Annotated in this window: 19 protein-coding genes, 2 tRNA genes and 1 pseudogene; all 22 read left to right on the top strand. The window is 35.5% G+C overall.

Annotation, left to right across the window (positions count from 1 at the left end; all coding sequences use genetic code 11):
* Positions 1-119: 119 nt before the first annotated feature.
* The 22 genes and pseudogenes from HMPREF1135_RS07820 (at position 120) to HMPREF1135_RS07715 (ending at position 18,103) form a co-directional block, all read left to right on the top strand.
* A complete protein-coding gene (locus HMPREF1135_RS07820) occupies positions 120-542 on the top strand; it encodes a hypothetical protein (protein ID WP_007593889.1) in 423 nt (140 codons plus the stop codon).
* Positions 543-712: 170 nt separating this feature from the next.
* A pseudogene (gene recQ, locus HMPREF1135_RS14455) lies at positions 713-2,580 on the top strand (DNA helicase RecQ).
* A 117-nt stretch (positions 2,581-2,697) separates the two neighbouring features.
* On the top strand, positions 2,698-2,970 hold the full coding sequence (locus tag HMPREF1135_RS07810) for a TIGR04076 family protein (RefSeq protein WP_007593883.1): 273 nt from the start codon (positions 2,698-2,700) through the stop codon (positions 2,968-2,970).
* Positions 2,971-3,047: 77 nt separating this feature from the next.
* Positions 3,048-3,119, top strand: a tRNA-Arg gene (locus HMPREF1135_RS07805).
* Positions 3,120-3,179: 60 nt separating this feature from the next.
* Positions 3,180-3,263 (top strand) — tRNA-Tyr (locus tag HMPREF1135_RS07800).
* A gap of 189 nt (positions 3,264-3,452) precedes the next feature.
* Positions 3,453-4,307, top strand: coding sequence for a TIGR02452 family protein (locus tag HMPREF1135_RS07795; RefSeq protein ID WP_007593880.1), 855 nt, complete (start codon positions 3,453-3,455; stop codon positions 4,305-4,307).
* A 183-nt stretch (positions 4,308-4,490) separates the two neighbouring features.
* Complete coding sequence (locus tag HMPREF1135_RS07790; protein WP_007593879.1) at positions 4,491-4,766, top strand: metal-sensing transcriptional repressor; 276 nt, start codon at positions 4,491-4,493, stop codon at positions 4,764-4,766.
* A 142-nt stretch (positions 4,767-4,908) separates the two neighbouring features.
* Positions 4,909-6,786, top strand: coding sequence for a heavy metal translocating P-type ATPase (locus HMPREF1135_RS07785; RefSeq protein WP_007593873.1), 1,878 nt, complete (start codon positions 4,909-4,911; stop codon positions 6,784-6,786).
* A gap of 99 nt (positions 6,787-6,885) precedes the next feature.
* Positions 6,886-7,500 carry a sugar O-acetyltransferase gene (locus tag HMPREF1135_RS07780; protein WP_034243032.1) on the top strand — a complete coding sequence of 205 codons (615 nt, stop codon included), beginning with the start codon at positions 6,886-6,888 and terminating at the stop codon, positions 7,498-7,500.
* 19 nt (positions 7,501-7,519) lie between these two features.
* Positions 7,520-8,377, top strand: a complete 858-nt coding sequence (locus tag HMPREF1135_RS07775; RefSeq protein WP_007593871.1) for a YitT family protein — start codon at positions 7,520-7,522, stop codon at positions 8,375-8,377.
* A 9-nt stretch (positions 8,378-8,386) separates the two neighbouring features.
* Complete coding sequence (locus HMPREF1135_RS07770) at positions 8,387-9,232, top strand: Cof-type HAD-IIB family hydrolase (RefSeq protein ID WP_007593870.1); 846 nt, start codon at positions 8,387-8,389, stop codon at positions 9,230-9,232.
* An 18-nt stretch (positions 9,233-9,250) separates the two neighbouring features.
* Entirely contained in the window at positions 9,251-9,520 is a 270-nt protein-coding gene (locus tag HMPREF1135_RS07765) for a TIGR04076 family protein (RefSeq protein WP_007593869.1), read from the top strand.
* Positions 9,521-9,531: 11 nt separating this feature from the next.
* Positions 9,532-10,527: a hypothetical protein gene (locus tag HMPREF1135_RS07760; protein ID WP_007593867.1), complete on the top strand. Its 996-nt coding sequence runs from the start codon at positions 9,532-9,534 to the stop codon at positions 10,525-10,527.
* Between the two features lie 17 nt (positions 10,528-10,544).
* Positions 10,545-11,183, top strand: coding sequence for a metal-dependent hydrolase (locus HMPREF1135_RS07755; RefSeq protein WP_007593865.1), 639 nt, complete (start codon positions 10,545-10,547; stop codon positions 11,181-11,183).
* A 114-nt stretch (positions 11,184-11,297) separates the two neighbouring features.
* Positions 11,298-12,083: an ATP-grasp domain-containing protein gene (locus HMPREF1135_RS07750; protein WP_007593863.1), complete on the top strand. Its 786-nt coding sequence runs from the start codon at positions 11,298-11,300 to the stop codon at positions 12,081-12,083.
* Between the two features lie 58 nt (positions 12,084-12,141).
* Positions 12,142-13,080, top strand: a complete 939-nt coding sequence (locus HMPREF1135_RS07745; protein ID WP_007593856.1) for an ADP-ribosylglycohydrolase family protein — start codon at positions 12,142-12,144, stop codon at positions 13,078-13,080.
* A gap of 109 nt (positions 13,081-13,189) precedes the next feature.
* Entirely contained in the window at positions 13,190-14,092 is a 903-nt protein-coding gene (locus tag HMPREF1135_RS07740) for an ATP-grasp domain-containing protein (protein ID WP_007593855.1), read from the top strand.
* 3 nt (positions 14,093-14,095) lie between these two features.
* A complete protein-coding gene (locus HMPREF1135_RS07735) occupies positions 14,096-15,076 on the top strand; it encodes a hypothetical protein (RefSeq protein ID WP_007593854.1) in 981 nt (326 codons plus the stop codon).
* Entirely contained in the window at positions 15,076-15,708 is a 633-nt protein-coding gene (locus HMPREF1135_RS07730) for a radical SAM protein (protein ID WP_007593853.1), read from the top strand. Before HMPREF1135_RS07735 ends, HMPREF1135_RS07730 begins: the two co-directional genes overlap by 1 nt.
* Positions 15,709-16,059: 351 nt before the next feature.
* Entirely contained in the window at positions 16,060-17,274 is a 1,215-nt protein-coding gene (locus HMPREF1135_RS07725; protein ID WP_007593852.1) for an RtcB family protein, read from the top strand.
* A 43-nt stretch (positions 17,275-17,317) separates the two neighbouring features.
* On the top strand, positions 17,318-17,566 hold the full coding sequence (locus HMPREF1135_RS07720; protein WP_007593851.1) for a helix-turn-helix domain-containing protein: 249 nt from the start codon (positions 17,318-17,320) through the stop codon (positions 17,564-17,566).
* A gap of 72 nt (positions 17,567-17,638) precedes the next feature.
* The gene (locus HMPREF1135_RS07715) at positions 17,639-18,103 is read left to right on the top strand and encodes an 8-oxo-dGTP diphosphatase (RefSeq protein WP_007593850.1); all 465 of its coding nucleotides are present in this window, start codon (positions 17,639-17,641) and stop codon (positions 18,101-18,103) included.
* Positions 18,104-18,153 lie beyond the last annotated feature (50 nt).

Genomic DNA, 18,153 nt, shown 5'->3' with positions numbered 1-18,153 from the left:
AACAGTGGACTTTAAGTTTATTTACAAACAAATACCGGGGTTAAAGAAAAATGTACATCTTTTGACAGTGTACATTTTTTTACTTATAATGATGTTAAATTGCCTAATGGAGGTATACCATGAATGTAAAAAGAAACACTTTGCTATTGCTTGCATGCTTTGTGTGGATTGCGGCAGGCTTTAATATCTTTAGAATAGGATTTATAGAGTATAAGCCATATCATAATATAATAAATTATTTATTGTCGATACTTGTCTTTGTTGTTTTTCAGATTTTTATTTTCGCTAAATTGGTAAAAAAGCATACGGAAAGAATCGGCAATTATACTGAAGAAAAACATCTTTTTATAAAGTTTTTTGATGGAAAATCCTTTGTTATAATGGCATTTATGATGACATTGGGCATTGTTTTGCGTTATGGCGGATTGGCTCCAAAGCGCTTTATCGCAGTTTTCTATGCAGGTTTGGGGGCTTCTCTGCTTTTGGCAGGTCTTAAGTTCGGGTATAATTTTATAAGAGCGGAATTTAATATTTTAAAATAAAAATATGGGTAAATATATAGGCGATGTAGTATATCGTATATAATATGCAACAATAGGTGACTACTATGAAAGATGATTCTAATAAAAATAAATTCTCAGATGATTTATCATGGGAGGGCTTGTTTGAGATGGCAGAAAATTATGATGATGAAAGTATACAGTTTGATGATATAGATTTTTATGAGTATTCAGGTAAAGAGGATGCGGTATATAATTCTCCCAAAGAAGCTCTAAAAGCGGTATTTGGATATGATTCTTTTAGAGCGGGGCAGGAGGAAATAATAAATGCTATTATGGAGGGGAGAGATGCGCTGTCTGTGATGCCGACAGGAGCGGGTAAGTCATTATGCTATCAGGTTCCGGCTATGTTGCTTTCAGGCATTACTCTGGTCATTTCACCTCTTATTTCTCTTATGCAGGATCAGGTAAAGGCGTTAAATGAAGCGGGAGTTTCGGCAGCATTTATAAACAGTTCTCTGTCTGAAAGGGCAATGAATGTTACATTTAAAAAGGCATCTCAGGGGATGTATAAGATTATATATGTGGCACCTGAGAGGCTTATGAGTGAGAACTTTATAAGTCTTGCAAAATTTGTAAAAATTTCAATGGTGACAGTGGATGAGGCACATTGTATTTCGCAATGGGGACAGGATTTTAGACCAAGCTATATGGATATAGTGAAATTTGTAAATCTGTTGGGTGAGCGTCCTATTATAAGTGCATTTACAGCAACAGCTACAAAGAATGTGTGTGAAGATATTATTTGCTCTTTAGGGCTTGTTAATCCGTATTTTCTTGTAACAGGATTTGACAGGGAGAATTTATTTTTCAAAGTGGAAAAGCCTGTAAATAAAGATAAGTATATATTTGATTATTAGAGAAACATGGCAAAGACAGTGGAATCATCTACTGCGCGACAAGAAAGAATGTTGACAGTCTGTATACAATTTTAAAAGACAGAGGCATATCTGTTGCAAAATATCATGCGGGAATGAGTATTGAAGAAAGAAAGCAAATGCAGGAAGATTTTGTATTTGACTATAAAAGTATTGCAATAGCAACAAATGCCTTTGGTATGGGGATTGATAAATCAAATGTAAGATTTGTTATTCATTACAATATGCCGTCAAGCATGGAAAACTATTATCAGGAAGCAGGAAGAGCCGGCAGGGACGGCTTGGATTCCGAATGTATTTTGCTCTTTTCACCACAAGATATAATGATCAACAGATTTTTACTGGAACATAAGGAGCTTAGAGATATTGATCCTATAGATATTGAAACAATTCGGGAAAGAGATATAAAAAGGCTTCTGGTAATGGAGAAATACTGCTATACAACGGAATGCCTGCGCAATTATATTTTAAAATATTTTGGAGAAACTCCCAAAAAGCCATGTGAGGATTGCGGGAATTGCCTACACCAATTTGAAACTGTTGATATGACAAATGAGGCTAAAAAAATAATAAATTGCATATATGAAGCAAGGGGAAGATATGGAAAGAATATCATTATGGATACCGTTCTCGGTGCAAAGACTGCAAGGCTTGAAGAGATAGGAGCAAGCAGGTATAAATCCTTTGGGGTTTTGGATTCATCAAATAAAAATCTGTTAAGGCGTCTTATTGAACAGATGTTGCTGGAAGGATATATTTTGACGGGAGAGTATCAGGTTTTAAAACTTGGCGATATAGGTAATCTTAAAAATCCCTATACTAAAGTTTTGGTTAAAATAACCGATGAGGATAAGGTTAATGAGAGAATTGTAAAGGTCAAGAAGAATGTAAAGGGAATGGAAGCTCTTACTTCCTCGGGCTTTAAGCTGTTTGGTAAGCTAAAGGAGCTTAGGCTTACGATTGCAAGAGAGGAGAATATGCCTCCTTATATTATTTTTAATGATAAAACATTGATTGATATGTGTGTAAAGCTTCCGACTGTAAAGTCAGAGATGCTGAATGTTTCAGGTGTGGGAGAAAATAAATACTCTAAATATGGAGAAAGATTTCTGGCTGTAATAAAGGAATATGCAAAGGAATAGTATCTTGAAAACATTCAAAGGATACTTTTGGAGCATTATATAAGGTGATGACAGATTGGGATATTAGAGGTATTTATATTTGGATATTTAATATTAGTTTAGTGAACGGAGAAAGTTATGAATAGAGGAAAGCGACCAAAAATTAAAATAACAATTACAGACAGAAGAGGGAAGATGGGCTGTCATAGGGGGCATCATGTGGGAGAGGTTTTTGACTATGATGAGGATAGAGGGAAAATATGCCCTATGGCAATGCACTGTGCCTTTCCATATATTGACATTTTAAGATATGGCGGAAGTCTCCCGGGGCAGCCTGAAGGTCAGGCTGAGTTTTGCTGTTCGGATGCGGATGTTATATTGGTATTTAAAGCGGAGATGGTAGAAGAATAGGTGGGGAATCATAAACAGGCATTTATACTACCGGTAGAATGACAAAAGAATCTTCCCATGTTATTCTTTTACATGACTCTCCTATAGTTCAATGGATAGAATAATCGGCTACGAACCGATTGATTCCGGTTCAAATCCGGATAGGGGAATTATTTTATGATTCACAGTTTTCATTATGAGCTTATGTCATAAAATAAAGAATTATATAAGGGCAGGTGTCCCGAGTGGCGAAGGGGGCGGACTGTAAATCCGTTACAAAAGAAACAACGCCGGTTCGATTCCGGCTCTGCCCATCAGTTTGAAAATGTAATACGATAATATATAGATAAATCCTCTATTGGAATAAAAAAATAATTTTTATTTGGTATGTGACAGGCATTTTTATTGTACACCTGAAATGATATTGTATGGTAAAGAGATAAGCCGATATTATAATATTAAATTTAATTCGGTTATTAGAAAAGCATATTATTGGAGGAATTATGAGAACACGCGAAATGGAGATTTTAAATGACACTTTAAAGATCTTTGAAGAAGGCTTTTATATAAAGGAGGGAGAGAAAAAAGATATAAAGCTTTCAAAAAAAGAGTTACATGTATCCAATGTTTTACTTCCAAATCAGGTAAGTAATATTTGTGAGTGTTTGAATAAGAAAAAGTGTAATGAAGAAGAATCTAAGTATTTTTGTATAAATAAGGATTCTTTTTCAGCTGCATTAAGTATCAAAGAGAGGAAGCCTGATGAAAGAGTTTTGGTGCTTAATTTTGCAAATCCTGTGAATCCGGGTGGTGGAGTAAGAAGAGGGGCAAGGGCACAGGAGGAGGATCTTTGCCGTAAAAGCTCATTACTTTTGGCATTGGAGGATGTATCGGCCAAGGAATACTATAGATATAATTCCACACTGGGATCTCTAATGGGTTCAGATGCTATGATAATGAATCCTACAGTGGAAATTATAAAGGACTTGAATGGTGAATTATTGGAGGATTCAGCCATTGTATCGGTGATGACATGTGCCGCACCTGTAGTTTCACATGGACTTTTTGGCATCGGACAGGAAGATTTTGAAAAATTATTCTTCAAAAGAATAGTTTCAACTATAAAAGTTGCGGCATATTATGGATATAAATATTTGGTACTTGGTGCATGGGGCTGCGGTGCATTTGGTAATGATGCAAAAACAGTTTCAAACTTATACTATAAAGCCCTGGAAGATATAAAATATAAAGATATAGCACTGAAAAAACTATTTAAAGAAATACATTTTGCCGTATTGGATCATTCCGCAAATAAATATAATTTTAATGCTTTTGCAGAGTATTTTGGCGATATTTAGGCATGGAATCGACGAGAGGTTTGTATTATTCCGGAATACCTTGTTGTATATAACCTACATTGACATAAAAACTTTAACCATTATAATGTCTTATAAGTGAAGCAACTTAAAATTATATAAAACATATGAGGTTTTTATATAGTTACTGAGCATGAACAGTTTGGTAGAATGGATGGAGAAAGTATGAAACAATGCATGGATGTAAATAATCTACATAGAAGATTAAAAAAAATAATAGGACAGGTACAAGCAATAGATAAGATGATTGAGGAAGATGTACCATGTGAGGATGTTCTTTCGCAGATAAATGCGGCAAAGTCAGCACTACATGGTTGCGGTAAGGTGATACTTGAAGGACATATACAACATTGTGTTAGAGACGGTATTGAACATGGTGATGTAGATAAGACAATAGAGAAGTTCACAAAAGCAGTAGAAAGATTTGCAAATATGGGATAATATATTCAAATATAAGCATTCAATAGAGCCAATACTTTAATCAAGATTAGTTGATTAAGGTATTGGCTTTTTAATATACACTTGACAACATATACCCCTATAGGTATACTAAATAATTTATATATTCTGAAAGAAGGCTTATATGAAAGGTTTTATGAAAAAAATTGAAGATTTGATGGAAATCGGTGGGATAAAAAAAGATATAGTATTTCTGATAATATCCGGTATATCGCTTTTTTTAAGCTTGACAGCCTTTGTAAAGTCGCCATTTAATCTTGCATGGATTGCAATCGTACTTTGTGGATTTCCTATAATAATTGAAGCTATAATAGGTTTGACTACAGAATTTGATATAAAGGCGGATGTATTGGTATCACTTGCACTTATTGCAGCCATATGTATTAGTGAAGTTTTTGCAGCCGGAGAAATAGCTTTTATCATGCAGTTTGGAGCATTGCTTGAGGATTTAACTGTGGAAAAGGCAAGAGCGGGAATTGAAAAGCTTGTAAAACTGACACCCAAAACTGCAAGGATTATTGAAAACGGTGTTGAAAGAATAATAGAATCTGATAGTGTAAAGACAGGAGATATTATAAGGGTACTACCCGGTGAAAGTATACCTGTTGACGGAATTATTACTTCAGGGCAGACTTCTATAGATCAGTCGATAATGACGGGAGAGTCCTTACCGGTAGATAAAACTGTAGGAGACGAGGTTGCAAGCGGAACAATAAATCAGTTCGGAGTATTTGAAATGAAGGCTACTAAAGTCGGTGAGGACAGTTCTATTCAAAGGATGACTAGACTTGTGCAATCCGCAGATGCAGGCAAGTCAAAGATAGTAGGCATTGCTGACAGATGGGCCACATGGATTGTAAATATAGCACTCAGTGCGGCAGTACTTACATGGATATTTACCGGAGAGATAATCAGAGCGGTTACCATTCTTGTTGTTTTTTGTCCCTGTGCATTGGTACTTGCAACACCTACAGCTATAATGGCAGCAATAGGAAATGCAACGAAACACGGATTTCTTGTAAGAGAGGGCGATGCCTTAGAGAGACTTTCAAAAGTTGATACTATTGCTTTTGATAAAACGGGTACACTTACAACAGGTAAGCTTATGGTTAAGGAATACAAGAGTATATCAAATGATTTTACCGATGAAGATATTTTTTCATATGCGGCAGCTTGTGAGGCACTTTCTGAACACCCTATAGGAAAGGCAATTGTAAATTCATATAAAGAAATAACCGGAAAAGATGTTTTAAAATGTAAAAATTTTCTGATGACAGTCGGTAGGGGAGTATCATCCACAATAGACAATAAAACGGTTCTTGCCGGAAATATAAGACTTTTAAATGACAACAATATTACTGTTGAAAATGAGGAGGAGTTCAGTAAGTATACAAATCAGGGAAGTACAGTTATTTATATAGGAATAGATTCAAAGTTTGCAGGATATATAGTACTTTCAGATACATTAAGAGAAGAGAGTTCTCAAATGATATCAAAACTGTCAGGACTTGGAGTGGCACCGGTTTTACTTACAGGTGATAATGCAAATGCTGCAGGTAATATAGCAAGTACATTAAAGATATCTGAGCATATTTCAGAGTGTATGCCTGAGGATAAGCTCAAGTTTATTGACAGTAGGGAGAAGGAAGAAAAACTTGTATGTATGATTGGAGACGGTGTAAATGACGCGCCTGCACTTAAAAGAGCAACCGTTGGTATTGCTATGGGAGGTGTGGGAAGTGATATTGCCATAGAAGCGGCGGATATTGCACTTGTAGATGATGATGTTAAGGAGCTTCCACATTTATTGTCACTATCTAAAAAGATGATGAATACTATCAAGTTAAATATGTCATTTTCTATGGGGCTGAATTTCATTGCGATTTTCTTGGCAATAACAGGTGTATTAAATCCTATTGTAGGAGCATTGGTACATAATGCAGGCTCTATACTTGTAATAATTAATTCGTCGCTTTTGCTTAAGTGGAAGGGATATATATAAGATTTATTAAGGCAATCCTTTTTGGGACTGCCTTTTTTTATTAATATAGTATATAATATGTTTTTGGCATTAATAATATCTAATTATATAGGAGATAAGATGAGCGAAAAAGAGAAGATGCTCGCAGGAAAGATATATGATCCGACCGATGAAGAATTGGTAAGGCTGAGAACAAAAGCACATAGACTTTCACAACAGTATAATGCTTTATTTGAGGATGACTGTCTGAGAGATACTGTTATTGATGAACTTATACCGAATAAAGGTAAGGGAGTCTATTTACAAGGACCGATTTATTTTGACTATGGAGTTTTCACAACATTTGGAGAAAACTGCTATGCCAATTTTAATTTTACCGTATTGGATGTATGTCCTGTAAATATTGGTGATAATGTAATGTTCGGACCGAACTGCAGTCTTATGACACCTGTTCATCCGCTTAGATGGCAGGAGAGAAATGTAAAATACAAAGAAGACGGAAGCGCATATGATGATGAGTATGCAAAGCCTATTAATATCGGATCAAACTGCTGGATTGCGGCTAATGTGGTAATAACAGGAGGGGTGACTATAGGAGAGGGCAGTGTAATAGCTGCCGGAAGTGTGGTTACAAAGGATATACCGGCAAATTCACTCGTTGCCGGAAATCCCTGCAGAGTGCTTAGAGAGATAACTGAAGAAGACTCTGTAAAATACAAGAGTGAATTATTTTAGAATAAAGGTTTATAAAAGGATGAATAAGGAATTTATAAAAGAATTAACAATTGATATTATCGTGGATATCATAGCAGGTGCTTTTATGGGAATAGGTACATACTGCTTTGCGGCGGCATTCAAATTCCCTATGGTAGGATTTACAGGTTTGGCACTAATTATTTACCAATTGGTAGGACTTCCTGTCGGAATAGGAACAATAATATTAAACATACCTTTTGCAATACTCTCATATAGAGAAATAGGAAGAAAGTTTTTATTAAAGTCTGTTAAATCGATTATAATAACTTCCATAATGATTGATATAGTTGCAAAAGCACTTCCTGTTTATCAGGGAGATTATATGTTGGCTGCTATATGTACCGGAATAATATCGGCAACAGGATATACGCTTATCTTTATGAGAGATTCTTCTACAGGCGGTGCTGATTTTATAATGGTTTTGATACATCATTTCTTCCCGCATATTTCACTTGGAAAGATAGCATTGGTTATAGACTCTTTGATTATTGTGTTGGGTGTTGCATTGGTTTCAAGAAATGTAAACAGTTTGATTTACGGACTTATTATAGCTTATCTGGTATCTGTAGTGCTTGATAAGGCTATGGACGGACTTACTGCGGGTAAGCTTATTATGATTATTTGTGACAAGCCGAAGGAAATGGCAAAGGAAATATCGGATCTTATCGACCGCGGCTCAACATATCTTAAAGCTGTGGGAAGCTATACAGATGAAGAAAGAAATGTGGTAATGTGTGCATGCAGAACAAAGGAAGTGCATACAGTAAGACAGGCTGCAAAAAGGCTGGATCCTAATTCGTTTGTTATTATTTTGGATTCAAATGAAGTGGCAGGAGAAGGATTCAGACATTTATAAGGATGGAAAATGAATATATTTGAAGAAAAGAAAATAAGGATAAGCGAAGCGGTTCTTGCATTGGATCTGGACGGTACATTGACAAATTCAAAAAAAGAGATTACCGAGAATAATAAAGCCGCTATAGACAAATTTATAAAGGCCGGAGGAACGGTTGTACTTGCCTCGGGCAGACCTACATTTGGAGTAAGTCCGATAGCAAATATACTTGAACTTGAAAAGAAAGGCGGCTATATACTTGCCTATAACGGTGGATATTTCTATGATTGTAAAAATGATAAAGAGCTTTTTATGAAGGAGCTTACACATGAGTATCTGCCTATTTTGGAAGAGCAGGCAAAACATTTTGGAGTAAATCTTATGACTTACAATCATGATAAGGCATATGCTCTCGATATAGATGAGCAATATTATATGTTGGAGGTCACAATAAATCACTTTATAAGAGTGAAAGTTGATCCTCTTGCCCCACAGATTACATTTCCTATTATTAAATGTTTGATGACTGCACCGGGTGAGCATCTTGCAAAGGTTGAAAAGGAAATGAAAAAGCTTTGGGAAGGAAAGTTAAATATTGTTCGTTCCGAGCCGTATTTTTTAGAGGTTACAGAGGTAGGCATAGATAAAGCAAATACTCTTTTAAATATGACAAAGAAGATAGGCAAGGACACAAAGAATCTTGTTTGCTGTGGTGACGGATTCAATGATTTATCAATGATACAGGCTGCAAGCATAGGTGTGGCAATGGCGAATGCTCAGGAGAAAGTTAGACAGGCTGCAGACTATATTACAAAGTCCAATGATGAGGACGGTATAGTAGATGTGATTGATAATCTTTTCTATTGGGACAGGTAGATTTCGTGGAGGATTTGAATGAACAGAGGAAAACGTCCAAAAATAAAAATAACTATTACAGATCGTAGGGGAAAGATGGGGTGTCACAGAGGACATCATGTCGGAGAAGTATTTGATTATGATGAGGACAGGGGAAAAATTTGTCCTATGGCAATGCACTGTGCCTTTCCATATATAGATATTCTAAGATATGGAGGCAGCTTACCGGGGCAGCCTGAGGGATGTGCTGAGTTTTGTTGCTCGGATGCGGATGTCATTTTGGTTTTTAAGGCTGAGATGGAAAAATAGAAGGAGAGAGTATGAATAAAAAGCCTATATTTGAAATTATAGCAGATCGCCTGAGGCAAACTGAATTTAAAGATGACGATATAATAACTCTGGGAAAAGATTTTTCGTTACCAAATGATGAAGAAGGTCTTAAGTATATAGACGGTGCGAAGGACGGAATAGGTGTCTATCATATGGGGGCAGCGGAGATTACACAAAAAGACATAGAAGAGATAAATACAGTTATTACGCTTGCTAATACAGGTGATTATGATCAGGCGGATTCTGTGCTTGAAAAGCTTTGTGAACGTATAAGAGTAGTGAATTTCATAGATGAACTTCAAGATTGTATACTTGCCCGCAAGGATGAAATAGAGGATAAATTTTATATATACTCCCTACATTTGATGACTCAGTCTGCAAATATTGAATGTGTTAAAGCCGGAATGATGATTCAGGAATTGTTTGGGCAAAGCGAAGAAGTAAAGGGTATGGTAAGGACTCTTGGTCTGTCGGATGAGTTTACATTATATTCGGTTTTTATAATGAGAAACTGGGAAAATGGTAATACTGAAATAATGAATATTGCGAAGTCTGTAAACGGATGGGGTAAAGTACATGCAGTTCACTATATTGAACCGGAAACGGAAGAGATAAAGTATTGGCTTTTGACAGGTGCGGTATCAAATGATGTTATGCCGGCTTACTCGGGATGGGATTGCTATAAAAAGGCAGATGTGGAAGCAATACTTAAAAAAGATGGACTTAATTATGAGGAGCTTGAAGGCGTTTTGTCGATTGTGGATGCAATGCTTGATGAGGTACCTGTACTTGGTATTTCAAATGTAGAAAATCCTAAAGAAATTTTATTGGAAGTTTTAAATCATTCGATAAAGCATTTACCGCTAAGTTCAGAGAATTGTGAAGTTATAAGTAATATTTCGGATTGGCAAAAGGAAAATCTTGTAGATGAAAACTGTGAGATAGATTTACTTGTAAAACAAATACTTGAAGCGGGTAGGAGATAGTATAAGAAAGGTAAAGGATGCTGGGAAAGACACATTTTTCTGTAGGTATGGCGGCAGGGCTTGCACTCTGCAGGCCACAGAGTATAACAATGCTCGTGGCAGGAACAGCTGTAGCAGGATTTGGAGGTATTATCAGTGATATAGATGTAGGTACATCAGGTGCCTACAATAAGGTGGATCACATTATAGGGTTGGCTGTTGGAACTATTACCGGAATAGTAATTGCAGATGTCATTTTCCACGTTGGTATATATGACAGACTGATGGCGGACAGCAATATTGCAAGAATTATTACCGGAATATTAGCGTTTTTGTGTATATGTATTTTTGGAATGAAACAGCCACACAGATCATTTATGCATTCAATATTGGCATTGCTTGGGCTTGGCTTTTTTGTATACATAATTTTTCCTGATGTGGCTCCATATTTTAGTATAGGTTTTATTTCACATATGGTTATCGACGCACTCAATGGAAAGCGTGAGAAGCTTTTTTGGCCTATCGGCAAGGGATTTGCCTTACGAATGTGCTCATCAAACGGATTAGTAAATAAATTACTTTTTCACATATCTAATTTACTTGTATTGATATTAATACTGACTTCAAGGCCTGTACTTTTTATTCTAATTAATATAAGCGGTTTATTACAAAGATAAAATATATGTATCTAATGTCCTGTTTTAGAATTCAGGACATTTTTTATATTGCAAGTATATTGAAGGTTATCTTGTGTGTTTATATAATATAAAATAGTATAAAAAGGTGGGATTATGGGAAAAGTTTATTTAAAGACAAAATTTGACAATGAAATGAAAATAGAAATTCCTCACAGTGTAAATATTGCAAATGCTATGTATGGTTTTAGAGAGCTGGGAGCGGAGATAATTCCCTATCATAAAATTGATGAAATTTATGACAGAGTAAATAGAGAAGATATTGTGCTGGATTATATAGATCAATGCAACAGTATATTCTCAAAATTCGGTATTGAACCAAGCATACCTGATTATCCAAAAGTACTGAATAAATTTCTTGGAAGAAAAATTTGGAAGGATACAATAAACAGTATTTCAAGAAGTGAAGAAAAATGGTCAGCCGGTTATTTTTTTAAGCCGGTAAGAAGCAAAGCCTTTACAGGAAAAATAATAAGCAGTATATCTGATCTTGTCGGCTGTGGGAACTATTCTGAAGATTATGATGTACTTGTAAGTGAACCTTTGGATATATGTGCGGAATGGAGATGTTTTATAATCTATGATGAGATAGTTGATGTCAGACCATATGGTTTATTATTGGATAGAAGCAGAAAAAGCTATAGATATCATTATGATTTTAAAGTTTTGGATTCTATGATGGAGGCATTTATCAGCTGGGAGGAAAGGCCGATGGCCTGTAGTTTGGACATATGTGTTACAAAAGACGGGCAAACATTGTTGGTAGAGATAAATGATGCCTATTCACTTGGATGCTACGGGCTTGCAAGTGTTTTCTATGCTAAGCTTATTTCAGCAAGATGGAGTCAGATATTAGGCGTAAAGGATGAATATCACTTTTAATTTAATATAAGAAATACAAGATATTTAATAAGTTTTACCGGGAGTATAGGGGAAATTAATGGATAATATTTGGAAATCAGGAATGTATGGTTTGATCGTTGCAGATGCAATGGGAGTACCTGTGGAGTTTAGTTCAAGAGAAGATAGAAAACTTGATCCTGTAATAGATATGAGAGGATATGGCACATACAATCAGCCTGAGGGTACATGGTCGGATGACAGCAGCATGGCGATTGCAACCCTTGCAAGTATCAGGGATAAGGGTAAAATTGATTATAAGGATATAATGGATAGATTCCAAGATTGGTGTATGAATGGGGAGTATACACCTTTTGATAATGTGTTTGATATCGGTATTGCAACTTCAAGAGCTATTATGAAATACAGTACCGGAGCCGATCCTCTGCAATCCGGAGGTGAAACGGAGTGGGATAACGGTAACGGCTCACTTATGAGAATTCTACCTGTATGTCTGTACATATTTGAAAAGCAAAAAAATGTGAAATTGTCTGATAATGAAGCGATAGATATTATACATAATTGTTCAGCTCTGACACATGCACATTTAAGAAGTAAAATAGCCTGTGGGATATATTATTTTTTAGTAAAAGCTATTTTAGATAAAGACGGAGAATTAACAGAAAGGCTACAGCAAGGAGTAGATAAGGCATTTGAGTATTACAATAAAAATACTCAGAGTGAGCTGGATAATTATAACAGACTTATTTCGCTTTCAGAATTTAAAGATATATCTGAAGACCGGATAAAAAGTACAGGTTATGTAGTGTATACACTGGAGGCTGTAATATGGTGTTTGATAAATACATCATCTTATGAGGAGGCTATTTTAAAAGCTGTAAATCTGGGTGATGATACTGATACTGTAGCAGCCATAACAGGTGGACTTGCAGGGCTTTATTATGGCTATGGTAATATACCTGAGAAATGGAAATCTAAACTACAAAAAAGAGACCTGATTGACAGTTTGTTAAATTGATAAGTAGATATTGGAATTTAATGTCGGCATGGTAATGCCGGCATTTTTAATGTACAGCTTTTTGTTTATACTAAAGATAATAAAAACAGGAGTTGTTTAGGGAGTATATATGAGGAAAGAAAATTTAGAGACAGCTAAAAATTTAAACTTTATTTTTTGCAGTCACCCGTTGAATAAAAAGAGCGTGGATGAGGATTATATGGAAGAATATCAAGCGGCAGGCTTGAATCATTCCTGTGCATTATTTAGTTATGAAGACTTGGAAGTTGGGAAACTGTCGCTTTATGGTGAAGATATTAAAGGTTTGACAATATATAGGGGATGGATGATGTCACCAAATATGTATGAAAACTTTTATAATCTGCTGCTTGAAAGAGGAATACAGCTTATAAATACTCCAAAAGAGTATGCAAAATATCATCTTTTACCCGGATGGTACAAAGACTTTGAAAGTTCTACTCCCTTTAGTATTTGGAGTGAGTCAAAGAATATAGAAGATGCATTAAGACTTACAGACGGATTAGAGGGGGCATTCATTATCAAAGACTATGTAAAAAGTAGAAAACATGAGTGGTATGATGCCTGTTTTATAAAAGATATACGGGACAAGGAAAATACTGAGAGAGTAATCAATAATTTTATTAACAGACAAAGCAGTAATCTTGAAGGTGGAGTTGTACTTCGAAAGTTTGAAAGTCTGAAATCTATAGGAAATCATAAAGATAGCGGTATGCCTATTTCAGAAGAATACAGAATATTTGTTTTCAAGGGTGAAATATTGATTGCCGATAATTATTGGAATTACAGTGGAGAATTAAATATAACCGAAGATGAATATACCCTGATTGAATCAATAATAAGTGAGATAGAAAGCAGCTTTATAACCATTGACTTGGCAAGAAAAACTGACGGCAATCTTATAATAATGGAAATGGGAGACGGTCAGGTATCAGGATTACAGCAAATGGATGAATATGAATTTTATGGTGCTTTTCAAAATCAGGGGAAATAAGAAATGAAAATAGTAATAACAGACAGCGGTATATTATGGCATTATGGAAATCCTATATTAAAAAATTATAAGGATTTAGTGTTAGTGGTCTGTCTTCACGGGAGTAAGGTTACAGATGAATATGAGTGCTTTATCTGTCCGAGAAAATCAGTTGGCCTTGGTATGAGTATGGGGGTTGGCAGTAGAGTTTATAATGATTTAGAAGATGTGGCAGATGAACTTTATGACATGTTACAATCTGAAGATGATATATTATTTTTAACAGATGGCGATCCGAACAGTTTATATCCATACCATATTATAAAAAATAGAAAGCATTATATGAATATTCATCTTTGGGCAAGTCCACCTTGGAATATTGAAGGAAAGGCAAGGATGAAAGCTCATAAGGAAATGCTTTCGGATTTATCAGGTGTAAAATCAATTTGCTATATAGACACTCAGGATTATTTGAAAAATGATTATAAGAATTTTGGCGAACTTTTAGAAGCGGTCCAAAATTACTTTAAGGAGATTTTTCCGATTGTAATAGATAGCATAAGTAAATTAGAAAAGGAGTCTTACTTTGATCTGGTGTCAAAATCGTATATTCCGCTTAACAAAGCATCAGTGAAAGAAACTATATTAAAAAGTAGTGAATACCTGTCAGATAAGGATGAGTATACAGATAATATGTATTTAATTGAGGGTATGGTAGATATTCCTGAATACCAAAGGAGTGACAAATATAAAAGGGATATAATATATAGACAGGTAGCCAGAATAGACGGGAAGAAAATTTGCAATTTACTTCGTGAATACAGATATAAATTAGCTCAGATGAACGATATAGAATTTTATTCTGAGGAGTGCAGATATGTGGGTGCATGTGCAGGAACATGCGAAAAATGTGATGAAGAAGCTGAGTATTTAAGCAAGAAGCTTTCAGAGATTCCAAAAGAGAAGCAAAGAATTCCTATTCTTAATCCGGAGGAGGTAGAGTGATGGTCGGAGATATTTTATCTGTTTCAAGGCTCAGAATGGGCACAGATGGAAGAGGTATATCTACATTGGTTGTATTTTTTGATTGTCCTCTCTACTGTAAATATTGTATAAATGATTTTTGTCATAAAAGTAAAACAGTTTTTGGAACAGTTCCTCATGCAGACTTCAGCGTGCAGGAGCTGATAGATGTTTTAAAGAAGGATGATATTTATTATTTAATGAGTGGAGGAGGTGTTGTCTTTGGTGGTGGAGAGCCTTTACTGCAATCAAAGTATATTCATAAGGTTTGTACTATGGCAGACCAGAGATGGGCAAAAAGAATAGAAACTTCACTTAATGTCCCTTGGAATTATATAAAGCCGGTATTATATGATATGGATGAATGGATTATTGATATAAAGGACATAAATAATGATATTTATAAGAGCTATACAAAAACAGACAATAAAAATATGATTGAAAATTTGTTGAAGCTTAGAAATAAAGTGTCAAAGGATAAGATTCATATAAGGATTCCCAAGATACCTGATTATAATACCTCAAATGATATTGAATATTCTGTACAGTGGATTAGAGATAATATCGGAGTGGAGCCTGAAGTGTTTTCGTATAGAAAGACTACAAGCCGGTAATTAAATTGTAAGATTTAGAGCACTTTTTATACCGCCGGTATAATGACAAAAGCACTTTACTGTGTTATTCTATCGATAAAGAAATTGGGCGGATTGTGCCCGGAAAGGAAAAGACATGAGAACAATGAATCGTTTTGACTATTTAAATATTGAACGCTTTGATAACGCACTCCTTAGTATGGCGTCTAGGAAGGGCTTTGTTTTAATGCACTCATTGGAGATAGGTCAAGTACGAGAAAATTGTTTGTATAAATATAGGCATAGGTAGATACTATGCTGATATTAGATAAATGTTTTTGAGGCCGCTTACTCTAAATGGGTAGGCGGTTTTTTTGAGGTAAAGGAGAAGATATGGATAGAATTGAAATAAAAGGTAGAGTAAATACAGCAGTATGTTATGCAAAGGTTGTAGAGGTTGAGGCAATAGAGCAGATAAGAAGAATGTGCGATTATGTGATAACGGAAGGATCAAAAATTCGTATAATGCCTGATGTTCATGCCGGAAAAGGATGTACTATAGGTACTACAATGACTATAAAGGATAAGGCGGTTCCCAATATAGTCGGAGTGGATATCGGATGCGGAATGTACACGGTAAAACTTGGAAAAGTGGAAATAGATTTTGAAAAAGTAGATGAGGCTGCTCATTATATTCCATCAGGAATGAATGTATGGGAGGGCAGACAGGAGCACTTTGATTTAACAAAGTTAAACTGCTTCAGATATTTGAGAGATTCAAGAAGACTTGAGCGTTCACTTGGCACACTCGGTGGCGGAAATCACTTTATTGAGATTGATGAGGCAAGTGACGGATGCAAATACTTAATAGTACATTCAGGATCAAGAAATCTTGGAAAGCAGGTTGCACAGTATTATCAGAGATTGGCGGCAAACTTAGATAGAGGGTATGATACTTATCTTGAAAAAAGAGATGAAATCATAAGAACTTATAAGGAGCAGGGTAGAAAAAATGAGATTCAGACTGCACTAAAAGCACTTCATTGGCATGTTTATGAGTCGGAAACAAGCATGCCTGATGACTTATGTTATGTCTCAGGAAAATATCTGGAGGAGTATTTAAATGATGTTGAGATTTGTCAAAACTTTGCGAAAAGAAATCGTGAGTTGATGGCAGAAATCATCTTAGAAAGAACCGGAATGAAGAGTCTTGAGGCATTCCATACTATTCACAACTATATTGATGTGAGTGAAATGATCTTACGAAAAGGTGCTATTGCCGCACATAGCGGAGAGAAGGTTTTGATCCCAATAAATATGAGGGACGGAAGCGTTTTAGCAGTGGGCAAGGGTAACCCAGATTGGAACTATTCCGCACCTCATGGGGCAGGAAGACTTATGTCAAGAACTGCCGCAAAGAATAACTTAAGTTTGGATGAGTATAAAGAAACAATGAAGGGAATTTATTCCACTTCTATAAATGAAAATACATTGGACGAGGCTCCAATGGCATATAAAAGACTTGAGGATATCATAGATGTTATAAAGGATTCTGTTGATATCATTGAGGTAATGAAACCGATTTATAATTTTAAGGCTTCTGAATAGGAAAAAGTAACTCTTTCCTGTTCGGAAGCGGAAAGGAAGAGTTATGTTTATTTTTCCTACCATAGATTTGGTAGCTACAGGAAAAAATATTGTAAGACTTAGAGAAGAGTCAGGACTTAGTGTGAGAAATTTGCAGGAAATATTTGGTTTTGCCACTCCACAGGCTATTTACAAATGGCAACACGGCACAGCAATGCCGACTATAGATAATTTGATAGTACTGTCAGCAGTATTTCAGGTTTCTATGGATGAGATCATCATATTAGAAAATAATACACAAATAAGTGCATAAACCCGGGTATATACCGATTTTAATTGACTGTGTATATGCAAGATATTAGAATAGCTTAAAAGAGAGGTATATATGGGAATTGAAAAATTGAGTAGAAAAACAGAAATAGAGTTAACAAATATGTGCTTAATCTGTGACGGAAGCAAGGTTTTGGTTCAGGAAAAAGCAGGAACGGATGGTTTGGTATTCCCGGGAGGTCATGTGGAAGAAGATGAGTCACTGCTTGAGTCTGTTATCAGGGAGATGAAAGAGGAGACAGGGCTTACCATTGAAAATCCTATAGCCTGCGGTTTTAAAGATTGGATACAGGAAGACGGAACAAGATATCTGGTACTCTTATATAAGACTGATAAATTTAGCGGTGAATTAAAGGCATCGGAAGAAGGAAGAGTATTTTGGGTTGACCGGTCAGACTTGGACAGTGTAAACCTTATCTGGAATATGAAGGAGTTATTGGATATATTTGATTCTGACAGATACAGTGAGTTCTTCTTTAAAATTAAGAATGGTAAATATAAAGGGGAACTATTAGGATAGAGTATAACAAAAACTGATTCGGGGATTTATTTCGAGTCAGTTTTTTCGTA

This window comes from Lachnoanaerobaculum sp. OBRC5-5 (assembly GCF_000296385.1).
GTDB lineage: Bacteria > Bacillota > Clostridia > Lachnospirales > Lachnospiraceae > Lachnoanaerobaculum.
The sequence above is the reverse complement of the archived record's forward strand: the minus strand, read 5'-3'. Positions and strand labels throughout refer to the sequence as shown.